General features: G+C 67.8%; 15 protein-coding genes. 5 read left to right on the plus strand and 10 right to left on the minus strand.

Annotated features, from left to right (window positions below):
• The first annotated feature begins 9 nt into the window (after positions 1-9).
• On the plus strand, positions 10-864 hold the full coding sequence (locus K6T84_RS02585; protein ID WP_225401754.1) for a ribokinase: 855 nt from the start codon (positions 10-12) through the stop codon (positions 862-864).
• 246 nt (positions 865-1,110) lie between these two features.
• Entirely contained in the window at positions 1,111-1,455 is a 345-nt protein-coding gene (locus K6T84_RS02590) for a hypothetical protein (RefSeq protein ID WP_225401753.1), read from the plus strand.
• Between the two features lie 35 nt (positions 1,456-1,490).
• On the opposite strand, the gene K6T84_RS02595 is transcribed toward K6T84_RS02590, so the two are convergent.
• Both K6T84_RS02595 and K6T84_RS02600 read right to left on the minus strand, forming a co-directional pair.
• Positions 1,491-2,234, minus strand: a complete 744-nt coding sequence (locus K6T84_RS02595; RefSeq protein WP_225401752.1) for a class I SAM-dependent methyltransferase — start codon at positions 2,232-2,234, stop codon at positions 1,491-1,493.
• A gap of 16 nt (positions 2,235-2,250) precedes the next feature.
• On the minus strand, positions 2,251-4,305 hold the full coding sequence (locus tag K6T84_RS02600; protein WP_225401751.1) for an NAD(+) synthase: 2,055 nt from the start codon (positions 4,303-4,305) through the stop codon (positions 2,251-2,253).
• Between the two features lie 108 nt (positions 4,306-4,413).
• Here K6T84_RS02600 and K6T84_RS02605 point away from each other — a divergent pair, with 108 nt between their 5' ends.
• Positions 4,414-5,265 carry an NAD-dependent protein deacetylase gene (locus tag K6T84_RS02605; protein WP_225401992.1) on the plus strand — a complete coding sequence of 284 codons (852 nt, stop codon included), beginning with the start codon at positions 4,414-4,416 and terminating at the stop codon, positions 5,263-5,265.
• A 48-nt stretch (positions 5,266-5,313) separates the two neighbouring features.
• On the plus strand, positions 5,314-6,540 hold the full coding sequence (locus tag K6T84_RS02610) for an MFS transporter (RefSeq protein ID WP_224865187.1): 1,227 nt from the start codon (positions 5,314-5,316) through the stop codon (positions 6,538-6,540).
• A 93-nt stretch (positions 6,541-6,633) separates the two neighbouring features.
• On the opposite strand, the gene K6T84_RS02615 is transcribed toward K6T84_RS02610, so the two are convergent.
• Complete coding sequence (locus tag K6T84_RS02615) at positions 6,634-7,893, minus strand: cytochrome P450 (protein WP_225401750.1); 1,260 nt, start codon at positions 7,891-7,893, stop codon at positions 6,634-6,636.
• Positions 7,894-7,997: 104 nt separating this feature from the next.
• Here K6T84_RS02615 and K6T84_RS02620 point away from each other — a divergent pair, with 104 nt between their 5' ends.
• A complete protein-coding gene (locus K6T84_RS02620; RefSeq protein WP_224865185.1) occupies positions 7,998-8,633 on the plus strand; it encodes a TetR/AcrR family transcriptional regulator in 636 nt (211 codons plus the stop codon).
• Here the strand turns inward: K6T84_RS02620 and K6T84_RS02625 are convergent.
• The 7 genes from K6T84_RS02625 to ndk form a co-directional block, all read right to left on the minus strand.
• Entirely contained in the window at positions 8,627-9,331 is a 705-nt protein-coding gene (locus K6T84_RS02625) for a PE-PPE domain-containing protein (protein ID WP_224865184.1), read from the minus strand. The genes K6T84_RS02620 and K6T84_RS02625 overlap by 7 nt on opposite strands.
• Positions 9,332-9,342: 11 nt before the next feature.
• Entirely contained in the window at positions 9,343-10,449 is a 1,107-nt protein-coding gene (proB, locus tag K6T84_RS02630; protein WP_224865183.1) for a glutamate 5-kinase, read from the minus strand.
• A complete protein-coding gene (obgE, locus tag K6T84_RS02635) occupies positions 10,446-11,891 on the minus strand; it encodes a GTPase ObgE (RefSeq protein WP_224865182.1) in 1,446 nt (481 codons plus the stop codon). The genes proB and obgE overlap by 4 nt, the downstream gene beginning before the upstream one ends.
• 48 nt (positions 11,892-11,939) lie before the next feature.
• Entirely contained in the window at positions 11,940-12,200 is a 261-nt protein-coding gene (rpmA, locus tag K6T84_RS02640; protein WP_224865181.1) for a 50S ribosomal protein L27, read from the minus strand.
• A gap of 11 nt (positions 12,201-12,211) precedes the next feature.
• On the minus strand, positions 12,212-12,523 hold the full coding sequence (gene rplU / locus K6T84_RS02645) for a 50S ribosomal protein L21 (RefSeq protein WP_224865180.1): 312 nt from the start codon (positions 12,521-12,523) through the stop codon (positions 12,212-12,214).
• Positions 12,524-12,706: 183 nt separating this feature from the next.
• Positions 12,707-15,523, minus strand: a complete 2,817-nt coding sequence (gene rne / locus K6T84_RS02650) for a ribonuclease E (RefSeq protein ID WP_224865730.1) — start codon at positions 15,521-15,523, stop codon at positions 12,707-12,709.
• A gap of 384 nt (positions 15,524-15,907) precedes the next feature.
• Positions 15,908-16,354 (minus strand): nucleoside-diphosphate kinase, encoded by a 447-nt coding sequence (gene ndk / locus K6T84_RS02655; protein WP_224865179.1) that lies wholly within the window; start codon positions 16,352-16,354, stop codon positions 15,908-15,910.
• Position 16,355 lies beyond the last annotated feature (1 nt).

A 16,355-nucleotide genomic window follows, 5' to 3' on the forward strand; every position in this document is an offset into this window, starting at 1 on the left:
GCTGAGACCGTGGCGACGGGTGTGTGTGTGGTGGGCAGCCTCAACCTGGACACCGTGTTCACCGTCGCCGCGCTGCCCGCCCCGGGCGAGACGGTGCTGGGTTCGGCACCGGCCACCGTTCCCGGCGGCAAGGGCGGCAATCAGGCCGTCGCGGCCGCCCGGGCCGGTGCGCAGGTCTGCTTCGTGGGTGCGGTGGGTGACGACGACGCCGGTGCGCTACTGCGTCGGCACCTGACAGACAACGGTGTCGACACGGCCGGGTTGGTGACCGTGCCCGGGCCCAGTGGTGCCGCCGTGATCACCGTGGACACGGCTGGGCAGAACACCATCGTGGTGGTGCCGGGGGCCAACCGTGCGGTCGCCCTCGACGCCGGACGCGACGCGATCGCCGGCGCCCAGGTGCTGCTGTTGCAGTTGGAGATTCCGATCGCGACGGCCGCCGCGGCCGCCCGGATCGCGCGCACCGCCGGGGCGACGGTGATCGCCAATATCTCCCCGTCCGGCGGTGACGTGACCGAGCTGGCCGGACTGATCGACGTGGCGGTGGTCAACGAGACCGAAGCCGCGCAGTTCGATCATCCGGTGCCGCACCGGGTGGTCACGCTGGGCGCGAACGGGGCGCGCTACACCGGAGCGGACGGAACCGTGCACGTGCCGGCGGCGGTGGTCGACGCCATCGACACCTCCGGCGCGGGTGACGTGTTCGCCGGTGTGCTGGCCGCCGAATGGCCCAACGGTGTTGCGCATGCGCTGCGTGCCGCGTGTACCGCCGGGGCGCTGGCGACCCTGGTTCCCGGGGCCGGGGGCTGCGCGCCCAGTCTCGAGGCCATCAGTGCGGCAATGGAAAAGTCCCACATCCCGTGATCTGACCCGGAAAACGAAGGGTCGGCTGATCGTTCGCCCGAGAGTTCGAAGATGGACGGCAGGAGCTTTCGCCGACGACTGATGTCAGCCGAACGTAGGATATGCGGGCAACTTCGATCCTGCTACCGTCCAACTGTCCAGCCATTTCGTCACTGCTGCTTTGGTTTTAGTGTCGGAGACGCGTACACAACGGTGTTTTGCACCAGCATGCAAGTGGCTCGATTCGGAAAGGAACGGTAGCAACCAATGAAGAAGGCATTGATCCCAACCCTGGCGACAACCGCGATCGCAGTCACAGCCAGTCTTGTACTGGCCGCACCGGCCAGCGCCGCTCAGGGCGGCTGGGACCGCAATGGCGATCCGCACGCCTGGATCAAAATCGGTCGAGCCGAGATGAACAAGGCCGCCAACTATCCGCAGAAGAACTGCTGGAGCGCGCTATTCGCCAACGAAGGAAAACAGAACCGGTTTATCGCGTGCGACAACCTGGTCCCCGGCCTGATGGCGGAACAGACCCACCGTCCCAATGCCAATGGGTACTGGGCGGAGTACTACTACAAGAACGGTCGCATCCGCTCTGGGTCGTGGTGATCTCCAAGGGAGTGGTCACGGACCGATCTTTAATATCAGCCCCGTTTGCCCCGCACCCACTGAATCGTGGTGAAGTTCTTGGTCCGCACGCTGGTGAACTCGTGCTCTTCGAGGGCATCGGCGATCTCGTCGTCGCCGAACACGTGCGCCCCGGCCTTGGGCAGCAGCCGCCACAGCCGGGAGGCCGAGCCGGCGGTGGGCACCATCAATACCAGCCGTCCCCCGGGCTTGAGCACCCGCCCCATCTCGCCCAGCGCCGCCACCAGGTCGGGGATCAGCTGCAGCGCGGCTATCGAGATGACCCCGTCAACAGTGTTGTCGCGCAGCGGGAGTCGTTGTGCGTCGGCACGCAGGAAACCGGCCTGCGGACCGGCCTGGATGCGGACCGCGCGGGCCAGCATCGGCTCGGAGACGTCGACGCCCAGCGCCAGCCCGTCAGCGCCCACGGCTTGCGCCAGCGAGGCGGTGATACTGCCGGGCCCGCAACCGACGTCCAGGGCCACGCCGCCGGCCGGAATCTTCAGCCAGTCGGTGCGGTGCTGCCATGCTTCGAGCGTCCGGCGGGCCAGCGCCTGGGTGTTGTCGTAGAACATCGACCCGAATGACGAGGCCCAAAACCTTTGGATCGCACCGGTGTTCTGCTCCGTCGCATCGCCTTCCGAAACCCCCAGCAGGTCAAGATAGCCGTTGCTCACATCGGGAACGGAAGGTGGATCGCTGAGCAGTGCCATCGCCTTGCGCAACGCGGGCGGCACCGCAGGTCCTCGAGTGTCGGCCATCGTGACTGCTACTCCCTTACTGGTCCGGTATCTCCCGCTCGATCTCGTCGAGCCAGATCCGCGCCGACATGTCCGACGGAGCCCGCCAGTCGCCGCGCGGCGACAGCGAACCACCGTGGGACACCTTGGGCCCATTCGGCAGTGCCGATCGCTTGAATTGGCTGAACGAATAGAACCGTTGGGCAAATACTTTCAGCCATTTGCGGATCTCGGCCAGCGCGTAGGCCTGCCGCTTGTCCGCAGGATAGCCCGGCGGCCAGGAACCCGCGTCGATGTCATGCCAGGCGTGCCACGCCAAAAATGCGATCTTGGCCGGCGAGAAGCCATGGCGCAGCGCGGAGAACAGCGCGAAGTCCTGCAGCGAATAGGGGCCGACGGTGTCCTCGCTGCGCTGAATCTCCTCGCCGTCACCTGCTGGCACCAGTTCCGGGCTGATCTCGGTGTTGAGCACCGAGGCCAACACCGCACACACGTCGGCGTCGAACTCACCGGAGTTGATCACCCAGCGGATCAGGTGCTGGATCAGGGTTTTGGGTACGCCGCCGTTGACGTTGTAGTGCGACATCTGATCGCCCACCCCGTAGGTGGACCACCCCAGCGCCAGCTCCGACAGATCGCCGGTGCCCAGCACGATGCCGCCGTGCTGGTTGGCGATCCGGAACAGGTAGTCGGTGCGCAGGCCGGCTTGGACGTTCTCGAACGTGACGTCGTAGACGGCTTCACCGCGCGCAAACGGGTGCCCCAATTCGGTGAGCATCAGCTTCGCGCTGTCACGGATGTCGAGTTCGGCGAACGTCACACCGAGGGCCTTGCTCAGCGCTGCGGCGTTGGCCTTGGTGTGCTCACCGGTGGCGAAGCCGGGCATGGTGAACGCCAGAATGTCACTGCGCGGCCGGTTCTCGCGGTCCATAGCCCGCGCGGCGACGATCAGCGCGTGAGTGGAGTCCAGCCCGCCCGACACCCCCAGGACCACCTTGGGATAGTGCAGTGCGCGCAGCCGCTGCTCCAGGCCGGATACCTGGATGTTGTAGGCCTCGTAGCAGTCCTGTTGCAGCCGTTGCGGATTGGATGGCACGAACGGGAACCGTTCGACCACCCGCCGCAGTCCGATGTCACCGGTCGGGGGGTCGAGCACGAACTCCACCCGCCGGAACGCGTCCGTTGCATCCCGATGATGGCGACGGTTGTCGTCGAAGGTGCCCATTCGGAGCCGCTCGGAGCGCAGCAGCCCGAGATCGACGTCGGCGACCGATCGGCGGGGGCCGTTGGGGAACCGTTCGCTGTCATCGAGCAGCGTGCCGTTCTCCCAGATCATGGTCTGGCCGTCCCAGGCCAGATCGGTGGTCGACTCCCCCTCTCCCGCAGCGGCATAGACGTAGGCGGCCAGACACCGCGCCGACGCCGAGCGGGCCAGCAGTCGCCGGTCTTCGGCGCGGCCCACGGTGATGGGACTGCCAGAGAGGTTGGCGAGCACAGTCGCGCCGGCCAACGCCGCCTGCGCACTCGGCGGCACCGGCACGAACATGTCCTCGCAGATCTCGGCGTGCAGCACGAAGCCCGGCAGGTCGGTTGCGGCGAACAACAGGTCCGAGCCGAACGGCACCTCATCCCCGGCCAGCCGGATCAGGCCGCGTTCTCCGGTACCGGCGGCGAATTGGCGGCCCTCGTAGAACTCGCGGTAGGTGGGCGGGTACGACTTGGGCACCACCCCGAGGATGCGGCCCCGATGAACGACGACGGCGGTGTTGTACACCCGGTGGCCGTAGCGCAGCGGCGCCCCCACCACCAGGACCGGTAGCAGTTCCAGCGACGCGGCGACCAGGTCGAGCAGCGCGGCCTGGACCGCGTCGAGCAGGGTGTCCTGCGCCACGATGTCATCGAGCGAGTAGCCCGACAGCGTGAGCTCGGGGAAGACGGCCAGTGCCACGCCGTCGTCGTGGCACTGGCGCGCCCGCTGCAGCACCGACTCGACGTTGGCGGCCGGGTCGGCAAGCGTGGCGCGGTGTGTGCAGGCAGCGACCCGCGCAAACCCGTGCCGGTAGGCGCTGTAGAAGTCCCCTGAATAGTCCATCGCCTGCCATTGTCGCCTGGAATGTGTCCATACGCAGCTTTCGGGGTGCCACCGGCCGACGACGCGGCGCTGGTGGCCGGCTGCCGCGGGGTGCTTAGGCTGGACCGGATGGGCGACATCACGCCGACGGTCTGCGACCTACTGACTCTGTTGACAGGCCGTCGAATTGCGGTACTCACCGGCGCTGGGATCTCCACCGATTCCGGCATTCCCGACTATCGCGGGCCGGACTCCCCGCCGAGCAATCCGATGACCATCGCCCAGTTCACCGGCGACCCGGTCTTCCGCCAGCGGTACTGGGCACGCAACCACGTGGGCTGGCGCCACATGGCCGCCACCGCGCCCAACGCGGGTCACTGGGCGCTGGCCGCGCTGGAAGCCGCCGGCGTGGTGACCGGGGTCGTCACCCAGAACGTCGATCTGCTGCACACCAAGGCCGGCGGTCACCGGGTCGTGGACCTGCACGGCAGCTACGCGACGGTGGTCTGCCTGGGGTGCGGGATCACCATGAGCCGCATGACTCTGGCCGAGCAGCTGGAGGAGCTCAACCCGGGGTTCATCGAGCGCGCCGAGGACCTCGGCGGTATCGCGGTGGCACCCGACGCGGACGCCGTTGTCGCCGATACCGCGTCGTTCCGCTACGTGGATTGCTATCGGTGCGGCGGGATGCTCAAACCCGACATCGTCTACTTCGGCGAGAACGTCCCCAAAGACCGTGTCGAACAGGCGTTTTCAGTGGTCGACGACGCCGAGGCGCTGCTGGTCGCCGGGTCCTCGCTGACCGTGTTCTCCGGCTACCGGTTCGTCCGGCACGCAGCGGCGCGTGGGGTCCCGATCGCGATCGTCAACCGCGGTCCGACCCGCGGCGACGAGCTGGCGGCCATCAAGTTCGACGGTGGCTGTTCGGCGGCCCTGGCGGTGCTGGCCGAGGAGCTGACCCCTGCGATTTCGGCGCGATAATCGCCGCACAGCGCACACAATCGCGCCGAAATCCGGCACGATGCTCGGGTGACGAAGCAGCGCCTCACCCCCGACCAGCGCAATTCCTTCCTGGCCGCCGTGCTGGGCTGGTCGATGGATGCCTTCGACTACTTCATCGTGGTGTTCGTCTACGCCGACATCGCCAAGACCTTCGGCCACACCAAGACCGAGGTGGCGTTCTTGACCACCGCCACCTTGATGATGCGTCCGCTCGGGGCGCTGATTTTCGGCCTGTGGGCCGACCGGGTCGGGCGACGTATCCCGCTGATGGTCAACGTGATCTTCTACTCGACGGTGGGATTCCTGTGCGCCTTCGCGCCCACCTTCACCGTGCTGGTGATCCTGCGGCTGCTGTACGGGATCGGAATGGGCGGCGAATGGGGATTGGGCGCCGCGCTGGCCATGGAGAAGATCCCGCCGGAGCGCCGCGGCTTCTTCTCGGGGCTGCTGCAGGAGGGCTACCTGTTCGGCTATCTGGCCGCCACGGTGGCCTCGCTGCTGGTGAACGACGTGCTCGGATTGTCCTGGCGCTGGCTGTTCGGACTGTCGATCCTGCCGGCCATGGTCAGCCTGCTGATCCGCTACCGGGTCGCCGAGTCCGAGGTGTGGCGGGCCACCCAGGATCGGATGCGCTTGACCAGCACCAGGATTCGTGACGTGTTCACCGAAGCCAAGGTGATTCGCCGTTTCTGCTACCTGGTGTTGCTGATGACGGCCTTCAACTGGATGAGCCACGGCACCCACGACATCTATCCGACGTTTCTGACCTCCGAGAACGGCGCCGGCCTGTCGCATGTCACGGCCAAGTGGATCGCGGTGATCTACAACATCGGCGGGATCATCGGCGGGCTGTTCTTCGGCTCGCTGTCCCAGCGGCTGGGCCGGCGCTACGCGATCATCTGGGCGGCGGCGATGGGTCTGCCGATCGTGCCGCTGTTCGCGTTGTCGCAGACCGCGGGCATGCTGTGCCTCGGCGCGTTCCTGATCCAGATCTGCGTGCAGGGCGCCTGGGGCGTGATCCCGGCGCACCTCACCGAGATGTCGCCGGACGCGATCCGCGGCTTCTATCCGGGCGTGACTTATCAGCTGGGCAATCTGTTCGCCGCATTCAATCTGCCGATCCAGGAACACCTCGCGGCCGCGCATGGCTACCCGTACGCCCTGATCGTCACGGTGGTGCCGACGCTGATCGCGGTCGTGGTGTTGACCGCGATCGGCAAGGACGCCACCGGTATCCGGTTCGGGACCTCGTAGGGCGTTCCCTCTTGCCGCGACCGTGCACTAAAATCCACTCCCACCTGGGGAAATGCCGGACCGCTCTGCACGCTCGCGGCAAGAAAAACGGGGTCAGAACGTGCAGGGCATGGCCCGGATCCCGTGGATGAAGCTGCCCGCTAAGTACTCCGGTTCCCCGGCCTCGATGCGGGGCAGCTCGTGCAGCAACTCAGCGAAGATGGCACGCAGCTGGGCTCGCGCGACGTGGGTGCCCAGGCAGTAGTGCTGCCCGCCACCGCCGAAGCCCAGGTGCGGGTTGGGATCCCGGTTCAGGTCCAACCGGTCCGGGTCGGTGAAGACCTGGTCGTCCCAGTTGCCGGAGGCGTAGAACATCGCCACCTTGTCGCCGGCCCGGATCAGCTGGCCGCCGAGTTCGTAATCGGTTGCGGCGGTGCGCCGAAACGTCATCACCGGGGTGGCGTAGCGGATGAATTCCTCGACGGCCATCCCGATGCGCCGGTCGAAATCGTCCATCAGCCAGGCCCGTTGCTCGGGGAAATCGGTGAGTGCCCGCATCGCGTGACTGGTGGTCTGGCGGGTGGTGTCGTTGCCCGCCACCGACAGCAGCACGAAGTAGGCGCACACCTCGGCGTCGGTGAGCCGGTCGCCGTCCACCTCGGCGGTCACCAGCGCGCTGAACAGGTCGTCGCCGGGGCGCTCGCGGCGCTGCGCGGCCAGCGTGGCGGCGACCTGATGCAGGTACATGATGTTTTCGCCCATCACCGCCAACGGGTCTCGCCCGTCGAGGAACACCGGATCATTGGTCGACACCAGCGCATCAGCGGCGCGGGCTACCTGTGCACGCTCGGAATCCGGAACGCCCACCATGTCGGCCAGCGTGCGCAGCGGCAGTTCCTTGGCGCAGTACTCGACGAAGTCGGCACCGCTGCCGGCGGCCCGCAGTTCTCCGACGATGTCCTTGGCGCTGGCCTTGATCGAATCCTCGATGCGCCGGATCTGCCGGGGAGTGAACGCCGCGGTGGCCAGCTTGCGCAGCCTGGTGTGCCGGGGCGGATCCATCGCCAGGAAGGACTGCGTGGACGCCAGCATGTCCGCGGGATAGTTCTCGAACTGCACGCCCTTGCCGGACAGGAACACGTCGTTGTTGCGGCTCACCTCGACGATGTCGGCGTGGCGGGTGACGGCCCAGAACCCCGCGTCGTCGGGATCGTTGAGCATGGCGTCTTCGACCGGCGGGTGCCAGCTCACCGGCCGTTCGGCACGCAGCACGGCGAACGAGCGTTCGCGTTCCGCGGCGGTACCCGACCAGAACGTGCGCGACGACAAGTCGACCGGGTCATAGCTGCGGATCGTGGCGGACGGTGCTGACATGGAGCCTCCTCGGCGTATGACCTGAATCACGATCGGATGATCCGACAGTAAATCTAGACAGTATGTCTAGTCAAGATGTTGTATCGGCCGGTACGCTGTGCGTCGTGCCATCTGTGACCCGCAAGCCCCCGACCGGCCGCCGCGAGCGCCGTGGGGAGATCGAGCGTCGGCTGCTCGATGCCACCGAGCGGCTGATGGGCGAAGGCGCCAGTTTCACCGAACTGTCCGTCGACCGGCTCGCCACCGAAGCCGGGATCTCCCGCGCCACCTTCTACATCTACTTCGAGGACAAGGGTCATCTGCTGCGGAGCCTCGCCGGCCAGGTGTTCGGCGACCTCGCCTCGGGCGGCGATCGCTGGTGGGCCGTGGCGCAGCGCCGCGACCCCAACGATGTCCGCGCCGCGATGGCCGCGATCATCGCCAGCTACCGGCGGCACCAGCCGCTGCTGATCGCGCTCAGCGAGATGGCCGGCTACGACCCGTTGGTCGCGTCCGCCTACCGGGAGTTGCTGACCGGGATCTCCGGCCGGGTGGCCCAGGTCATCGAGGACGGTCAGGCCGACGGTTCCATTCGCCGCGAGTTGCCCGTCGATGCCACCGCGAGCGCACTCACGTGGATGGTGGAACGATCCTGCCAGCAGACCCTGCCGACCCGAGATGCGGGTTATGATTCCGAACTCGCCGCGGCTTTGACCGAGATCGTCTGGGGCGCACTGTATCTCCGCTCCGCCGTTCAGTAGCTCCAGGCCGAGCGGTCATAGCTGCCCTCGATCCGCTGCCGCCTCCTGCGCCGGGTGGGACACAACACGTAGCTGACGTTGCCACGCCGGACCCGGAGGTTGTCGGGGCTCTCCAGGTTGACCCGGAAATAGTTGTTGTGCACGGTCACCAGTCCCACCAGTGCGTTGCATACGGCCAGCCAACTGACTTGTGCGGCGGGACGGTTGGGAAAATCCGCCATGCCGTCGTACTGGCGGCACACATCGGTCACCGCGAACGGGGTGTTCGGCGGCACGCCGACGCCGCCGTAGTCGGGCAACGTCATGAACCACACCAGCTTCGGGTCGGCCGCATAGATGCCATGGAACGGCTGCTCGGGATTGGCGAGCAGTAGAAACGACACCCTGCCGACCGGGATCGAGGTGCCCGGACCGTAGTCGCGCAACCATTTGCACGCCACCTGCGAGCCCATGCTCACGGCGTAGACCAGCACATCGTCGGCGTCAGGCCGGCCGGCGAAGTGTGCGGTCAGCATGTCGTCAAGGGCCTGCGCACCGCGCCGCACCGCCTCGACCGCTGGGACATAGCGCAGGCCGTCGAAATAGGTGTTGGGGTACTTGACGTTCCGCACCTTCTTGCCCTTGGCGACAGCGCCACGGCACATGAATCGCAGCAAGCCGCTCCAGCCTGCCCCTTCGATGGTGAAAACGGTGCTCATGCCGGTGGGTGTCAGACTGCGACCAGGTCGTCGGCGTGGACCACCGGCCGGCGGGCATCAGGTGCCAGATCCGTGGTGGAACGCCCGATCATGGCGGCCAGCTCCACCGCGTCATAGCCGACGACGCCGCGAGCCACCACCGTCGCGTCCGGGTCGCAGAGTTCGACGACGTCACCGCCGTGGAATGCGCCCGAGGTGGCGGTGATCCCGGCCGGCAACAACGACCGCCGCCGGATCAGCACCGCCTCGACCGCACCGGCATCCAACGTCAGGGTGCCGGCCGCGTCGGCGGCATGGCGCACCCAGAACTTGCGCGCCGAAAGCCGTTGCGCGCGAGGAGCGAACACGGTGCCCACCGACGCCTCGGACAGCGCCGCTGCTGCGTCGCCGGCGGCGGCCAGCAACACCGGCACACCCGCGTCGGCAGCCAGCAGAGCCGACGACAGTTTCGACACCATCCCGCCGGTGCCCAGATGACTGCCCTCGCCGGCCACCACGCCGGCGAGGTCGTCCGGGCCGGCCACCTCCGGGACCAGCCGCGCCGGACCCTTGCGAGGGTCCGCGTCGTACAGGCCGTCGATGTCGGAGAGCAGCACCAGCGCGTCGGCGCCGACCAGGTGCGCCACCAGCGCCGAGAGCCGGTCGTTGTCGCCGAAGCGGATCTCGTTGGTGGCCACGGTGTCGTTCTCGTTGACGATGGCGACCGCGTGCAGTGACCGCAACCGGTCCAGCGTTCGGGCGGCATTGGTGTGCGACACGCGCATCGACACGTCCTGCGCGGTGAGCAGCACCTGCCCGACGGCGCGGCCGAACTCACCGAAGGCGGCGCTCCACGCGTTGACCAGCGCCACCTGTCCCACGCTGGCGGCAGCCTGCTTGGTAGCCAGATCGGTGGGCCGCTTGGACAGTCCCAGCGGCTCCAGGCCGGCGGCAATCGCGCCCGAGGACACGATCGTCACGTCCGATCCGGCCTTCATCCGGGCCTCGATGGCCGCGGCGAGCCCGGCCAGCCGGCCCGCGTCGAACATCCCCGACTCGGTGGTGAGTGCGGTGGTACCGATCTTGACGACGACGCTGCGCGCGGTGCGAATCGCTTCTCGCGCACCGCCGCCGGTCACGTGTCCTCCGAATGCTCTCGGCGCTGTTTGCGCGCCACCTTGCGTTCGGCGGCCCCGACCCGGTCGGTCTGCTCCAACCTGACGTCGGTGCCCCGACCGGACAAGGTCATGTCGACTCCGGCCGGCGTGGCCGGCTCCCAGTCGAAGGTCATCGCCCCGATCGTCACCGCGCAACCGGGTGTGGCGCCGCGTCGCACCAGTTCGTCCTCGACGCCGAGCCGGGCCAACCGGTCACCCAGGTAACCGACGGCCTCGTCGTTGTCGAAGTTGGTCTGGTTGATCCAGCGCTCGGGTTGCTCACCGCGGACGATGAAGCCGCCGTCGCCGTCGGATTCGACGGTGAAGCCGGTCTGGCCCCGAGTCGGGATCGGCCGGATCACCGGCCGGCGCGCCACCGGCTCGGGTTGCGCGGCACGATATTCGACGACCATCTCAGCCAGCGCGAACATCAACGGCCGCAAGCCTTCCCGGCTGGCGGTGGATACGCTGAACACCGGCCAGCCCCGAGCAGCCACCTCCTCGGCGACGAACTCGGCCATCTCCCGCGCCTCGGGCACGTCGATCTTGTTGAGCACCACCGCCCGCGGCCGCTCAGCCAGATCGCCCAGCGCCGAATCCCCTTGCAGGGTGGGCGTGTAGGCCGCTAGTTCGGCTTCCAGCGCGTCGATGTCGGAGACCGGGTCGCGGCCCGGCTCCATGGTGGCGCAGTCCACCACGTGCACCAGCACCGCGCAGCGTTCGATGTGCCGCAGGAAGTCCAGCCCCAGGCCACGACCGGCCGAGGCACCCGGGATCAGACCCGGAACGTCGGCGACGGTGTAGGTCTGATCACCAGCGGAGACCACTCCCAGGTTGGGCGCCAAGGTGGTGAACGGGTAGTCGGCGATCTTCGGCTTGGCCGCCGAGATCACCGACACCAGTGAGGATTTTCCCGCCGACGGGAAGCCGACCAGGCCGACGTCGGCAACCGTCTTGAGTTCCAGGGTGAGATCGCGGGTCTCGCCCTTCTCCCCCAGCAGCGCGAAGCCGGGCGCCTTGCGGGCGCGCGACACCAGGGCCGCGTTGCCCAATCCGCCGCGGCCACCGGCGGCGGCATCGAAGCGGGCGCCGGCGCCCACCAGGTCGGCGAGTATCCGGCCGTGCTCGTCGAGCACCACGGTGCCGTCGGGAACCTTGATCTCCAGGTCGGCGCCGGCCGCGCCCTCCTTGTTGTTGCCCTGCCCCTGTTTTCCCGACGTCGCGGCGATGTGCGGCCGGAAGTGGAAGTCCAACAAGGTGTGCACCTGCGGGTCGACGACCAGCACCACGCTGCCGCCGCGTCCTCCGTTACCGCCGTCCGGGCCGCCGAGTGGCTTGAACTTCTCGCGGTGAATCGACGCGCAGCCGTTGCCCCCGTCGCCCGCGCTCACATGGATGACGACGCGGTCGACAAACCGGGACATGGCGCTACTACCTATCCGGCGCCCTGCGGCGCCCAGTTACGCCGGCGACTAGTCGCGGGCGACAGGCACGATGTTGACGGTCTTGCGGCCGCGCTTCGCACCGAACTCGACCGCACCGGGGGCCGTGGCGAACAACGTGTCGTCGCCACCGCGCCCGACGTTGATGCCGGGGTGAAAATGAGTACCCCGTTGCCGCACCAAAATCTCGCCGGCCTTGACCACCTGGCCGCCGAACCGCTTGACGCCGAGTCGCTGAGCGTTTGAGTCGCGACCGTTACGTGAGCTGGAAGCGCCCTTCTTGTGTGCCATCTCGTTCGCTCCTACTTGATTCCGGTGACCTTGAGCACGGTCAGCTGCTGACGGTGACCCTGCCGCTTGTGGTAGCCGGTCTTGTTCTTGAACTTGTGGATACGGATCTTGGGGCCCTTGGTGTGCTCGAGCACCTCACCGGTGACCGACACCTTCGCCAGCTTGGCGGCGTCGGTGGTAACGGTGCTGCCGTCCACGACCAGCGCGACCGGCAGCGAGACGGAGGCACCCGGCTCGGATTCGAGCTTCTCGACCTTGAGCACGTCACCGACGGCAACCTTGTACTGCTTGCCGCCGGTCTTGACGATTGCGTACGTCGCCATCGTTGGTCTCTACCTCTACTTCTCGGTTACTTCTCGGGTGCCGCTCACAGCGCACGCCATCGGGACTTGCGCAGGTGGTTTGGGTTCTGCCCGCCGGGCCGGGGCGATACCCGGCTGCAGACAACTGGTCTAGGGTACTTGACCAGCAACTAAAGGGTCAAACCGGCCTCTTCCGGGTCTTTGTCAGCTGGGCGGACCCGCCGGACGGGCAGCGGCGCGGCGCCGAGGGGGCCGCTGATAGGCCTCATAGGCCGAAGCGGCCGGCCAGGCCTCCTCGTCAGACTCCTCGTCGTCGTCGTGATCCTCGTCGTCTTCGTCGGAGTCATCGTCCTCGTCGGAGTCGTCGTCCTCATCGGAGTCATCGTCGAGTCCTTCCAGGTCCTCGTCGAATTCGTCGTCGTCGCCGTCCAGGTCGACCTCGTCCTCGTCGGAGTCAGCGTCCTCATCCTCATCCGAGTCGTCGACCTCGTCGGTGTCGTCAGCCTCGTCCAGGTCGTCGTCGACCACCTCAGACGCCGCCTGCTGATCGACGTCAACGCCTGCTCGGGCGTCGGTGCCCTGCACCTCGGCGTCGGCGCTCTCGCCCTCGACCCCGACGCCGTCCTCGGACTCGTCGTCCTCGTGACGGTCGGCCATCGCCTTGAACATCGGGTGGTCACCGGGGGTGTGCACCGGAACCTTGGCCACGGCCGGTTCGTCGACCTTGGGCTTGCGGGAGCGCTTACTGCGACGGCTGCCGCTGCTCGACTCCGACCTGCGGCCCGGAGCGGCCGAATCCACCGGGTCGGCGTGCAGCATGATTCCGCGCCCGGCGCAGTGCTGACAGTTGGTCGAGAACGCCTCGATCAGCCCGGTGCCCAGCCGTTTACGGGTCAGCTGCACCAAGCCCAGCGAAGTCACCTCCGAGACCTGGTGGCGGGTGCGGTCACGGCCCAGTGCCTCGGTCAGCCGGCGCAACACCAGGTCCCGGTTGGACTCGAGCACCATGTCGATGAAGTCGACGACGATGATGCCGCCGATGTCGCGCAACCGCAGTTGCCGCACGATCTCCTCGGCGGCCTCCAGGTTGTTCTTGGTCACCGTCTCCTCGAGGTTGCCCCCGGCGCCGGTGAACTTGCCGGTGTTGACGTCGACGACCGTCATGGCCTCGGTCCGGTCGATCACCAGCGTGCCGCCCGAGGGCAGCCAGACCTTGCGGTCCATCGCCTTGGCAAGCTGCTCGTCGATGCGGTGCACCGCGAACACATCCGGTCCCGCCTGCCCGTCGGGCCCCTCGGGAGCCTGATATTGGGTCAGCTTCGAAACCAGCTCGGGCGCCACCGAACCCACATAGTCGTTGATCGTCGCCCAGGCGTCGTCACCGGAGACCACCAGCTCGGAGAAGTCCTCGTTGAACAGGTCCCGGATGACCTTGACCAGCACGTCGGGCTCTTCGTAGAGCGCGACGGCGGCGCCGGCGGCCTTGGCCTGGGTCTCCGCGGCGGTGGCCTCGATCTGGGTCCAGCGCTCCTGGAGTCGTTCCACATCGGAGCGGATGTCGGCTTCCTTGACACCTTCGGACGCGGTGCGGATGATCACGCCGGCGTCGGCCGGCACCACCTCACGCAGGATCTCCTTCAGCCGCTGCCGCTCGGTGTCGGGCAGCTTGCGGCTGATCCCGGTCGACGACGCCCCCGGCACATACACCAGGTAACGACCGGCCAGCGACACCTGCGTGGTCAGCCGGGCACCCTTGTGTCCGATCGGGTCCTTGCTGACCTGCACCACGACGTAGTCGCCAGGTTTGAGGGCCTGCTCGATCTTGCGGTTGGCGCCACCCAGGCCGGCAGCCTCCCAGTTGACCTCACCGGCGTAGAGCACACCATTGCGGCCCCGGCCGATGTCGACGAACGCGGCCTCCATCGACGGCAGGACGTTCTGCACGATGCCCAGGTAGACGTTGCCCACCAGCGACGTCGATGCCGCCGACGTGACGAAGTGTTCGACCATCACGCCGTCTTCCAGCACGGCGATCTGGGTGTAGCGCGCGCCCTGATGCGGCGGTTCCGTGCGCACCCGGTCCCGAACGACCATCCGGCGTTCAACGGCCTCGCGGCGGGCCAGGAACTCGGCCTCGCTCAGGATCGGGGGGCGGCGGCGCCCGGCGTCACGGCCGTCGCGGCGACGCTGCCGCTTGGCCTCCAGCCGGGTCGAGCCGGTGATGCCCTGAATCTCGTCGTCGCCCGTACCGCGGCCGGTCTTGCCGGACTTGGCCCGCGGGGCCCGCTCGTGCACGACGGTATTGGGCGGGTCGTCCGACGATGCGGTGTCGTCGTCGTCCCCGGCGCCGGACTTGCGACGACGACGACGGCGGCGACGGCGGTTGCCCGCGTCCTCGCCCGATCCGTTCTCGTCGTCGCCAGCTTCCTCCTCGCCGTCGCCGGCCTCGTCGGAGTCGGTTGCGACATCGTCTTCGGAGTCGTCGGCGCCATCAGAGCCATCAGTTCCGTCATCGGCCGAACCGTCGGATCCGCGACCCCGGCCGCGTCCCCGGCGTCCCCGGCGGCGCCGGCGGTTGGCTGGGCGGTCGCCGTTCTCGTCGTCGGTGTCGGCGTCGGTGTCTGCGCCGGCGGTGTCGTCGTCGTCTTCGTCGAGGTCGTCGTCGGTCTCACGGACGATCGGGGGCTGGTAGGCGACCGGCTGGGGTGCGACGAACAACGGCATGTAGTCCACCCGGGTGGGTGTGGCTTCCGGGACGGTCTCCAGCAGTAGCCGGGACTCTGGTTCGTCTGCGACCTCGGCCGACCCTTCCGCCACCTCCGGGGCTTCCGAGGCATCGGTGGAACCCAGCAGGTCACGGACCCGAACCGCCTCGACGCGGTCCACGCTGGACTGGGCGCTGCGCGTCCGGCCGTCCAGCTCGATCAGGGCATCGAGCACCCGCTTGCTGGTGGTGCCCAGGACCCGCGCCAGCGAGTGGACTCGAAGCCGGTCCGGCAGCTCCTCATGCTCGGCCGGCACCTGGTGCTCGGCCGGTGCAGGTGCCGGGTCCGAGCCGGGGTCCGACGCGGGGCCTTCAAAGCCTTGGAAAAGAGAACCGTCTGACACGTAAGTCTCCTCAAGCCCCCGGGCGCGTCATTTCGACGCGGCCACGCGAGGGCTTCTCGTTATTCGCCCGGTTCGATTCCCCGGGCTTGTAGTGGTCTCGCTCCGAGGGGCTCGGGTGGAACCGACTCGGTGCCTGGCTGAATGAGGACCGGCGATCGGCGCCGCATCACTTCAGCGCGACCGTCGCACTCGCCTAAGTCTTCATTCGGGTGTCGGACACCGATCCGGCGACGTTCACCCGTTGGCCAGTATCCCACACAACGGCGCGAGTCCGTGCGAAAGGCCGTAAGTCCGGCCTCAGGCCAGCGTCATCGGCGACGTCGGAGCCGACGGCTTCAGGTCAGGGAACCACAGCGCGATCTCGCGCTCGGCCGACTCCGGCGAGTCCGAACCGTGCACCAGGTTGTACTGGGTCTCCAGCCCGAAGTCACCGCGGATGGTGCCCGGGGTGGCCTTGGCGACCGGGTCGGTGCCACCGGCCAGCTGCCGGAACGCCTCGATCGCCCGCTCCCCCTCAACGACCATGGCAACGACCGGCCCGGAGGTGATGAAGTCCAGCAGCGAGGCGAAGAACGCCTTGCCGTCGTGCTCGGCGTAGTGCTTGCGGGCCACCGCCTGCTGCACCGGCCGCAGCTCCAGCGCGGCCAGCGTCAGGCCCTTGCGCTCGATCCGGCTGATGATTTCGCCCACCAGCCGACGGTTGACACCGTCCGGCTTGATCAACACCAAAGTCCGCTCAGTCACG

This window comes from Mycobacterium zoologicum, from assembly GCF_020181635.2.
In the GTDB taxonomy this organism is placed as follows: Bacteria; Actinomycetota; Actinomycetes; order Mycobacteriales; family Mycobacteriaceae; genus Mycobacterium; species Mycobacterium zoologicum.

Coding starts and splice junctions, on each gene's coding strand:
- K6T84_RS02615 (WP_225401750.1), bottom strand. CDS start 7,893: ATGTCAGCACCGTCCGCCACGATCCGCAGCTATGACCCGGTCGACTTG.
- rplU (WP_224865180.1), bottom strand. CDS start 12,523: ATGGCGACGTACGCAATCGTCAAGACCGGCGGCAAGCAGTACAAGGTT.
- K6T84_RS02600 (WP_225401751.1), bottom strand. CDS start 4,305: ATGGACTATTCAGGGGACTTCTACAGCGCCTACCGGCACGGGTTTGCG.
- rpmA (WP_224865181.1), bottom strand. CDS start 12,200: ATGGCACACAAGAAGGGCGCTTCCAGCTCACGTAACGGTCGCGACTCA.
- obgE (WP_224865182.1), bottom strand. CDS start 11,891: ATGTCCCGGTTTGTCGACCGCGTCGTCATCCATGTGAGCGCGGGCGAC.
- K6T84_RS02625 (WP_224865184.1), bottom strand. CDS start 9,331: ATGAGCACCGTTTTCACCATCGAAGGGGCAGGCTGGAGCGGCTTGCTG.
- K6T84_RS02605 (WP_225401992.1), top strand. CDS start 4,414: ATGGGCGACATCACGCCGACGGTCTGCGACCTACTGACTCTGTTGACA.
- K6T84_RS02595 (WP_225401752.1), bottom strand. CDS start 2,234: ATGGCCGACACTCGAGGACCTGCGGTGCCGCCCGCGTTGCGCAAGGCG.
- K6T84_RS02590 (WP_225401753.1), top strand. CDS start 1,111: ATGAAGAAGGCATTGATCCCAACCCTGGCGACAACCGCGATCGCAGTC.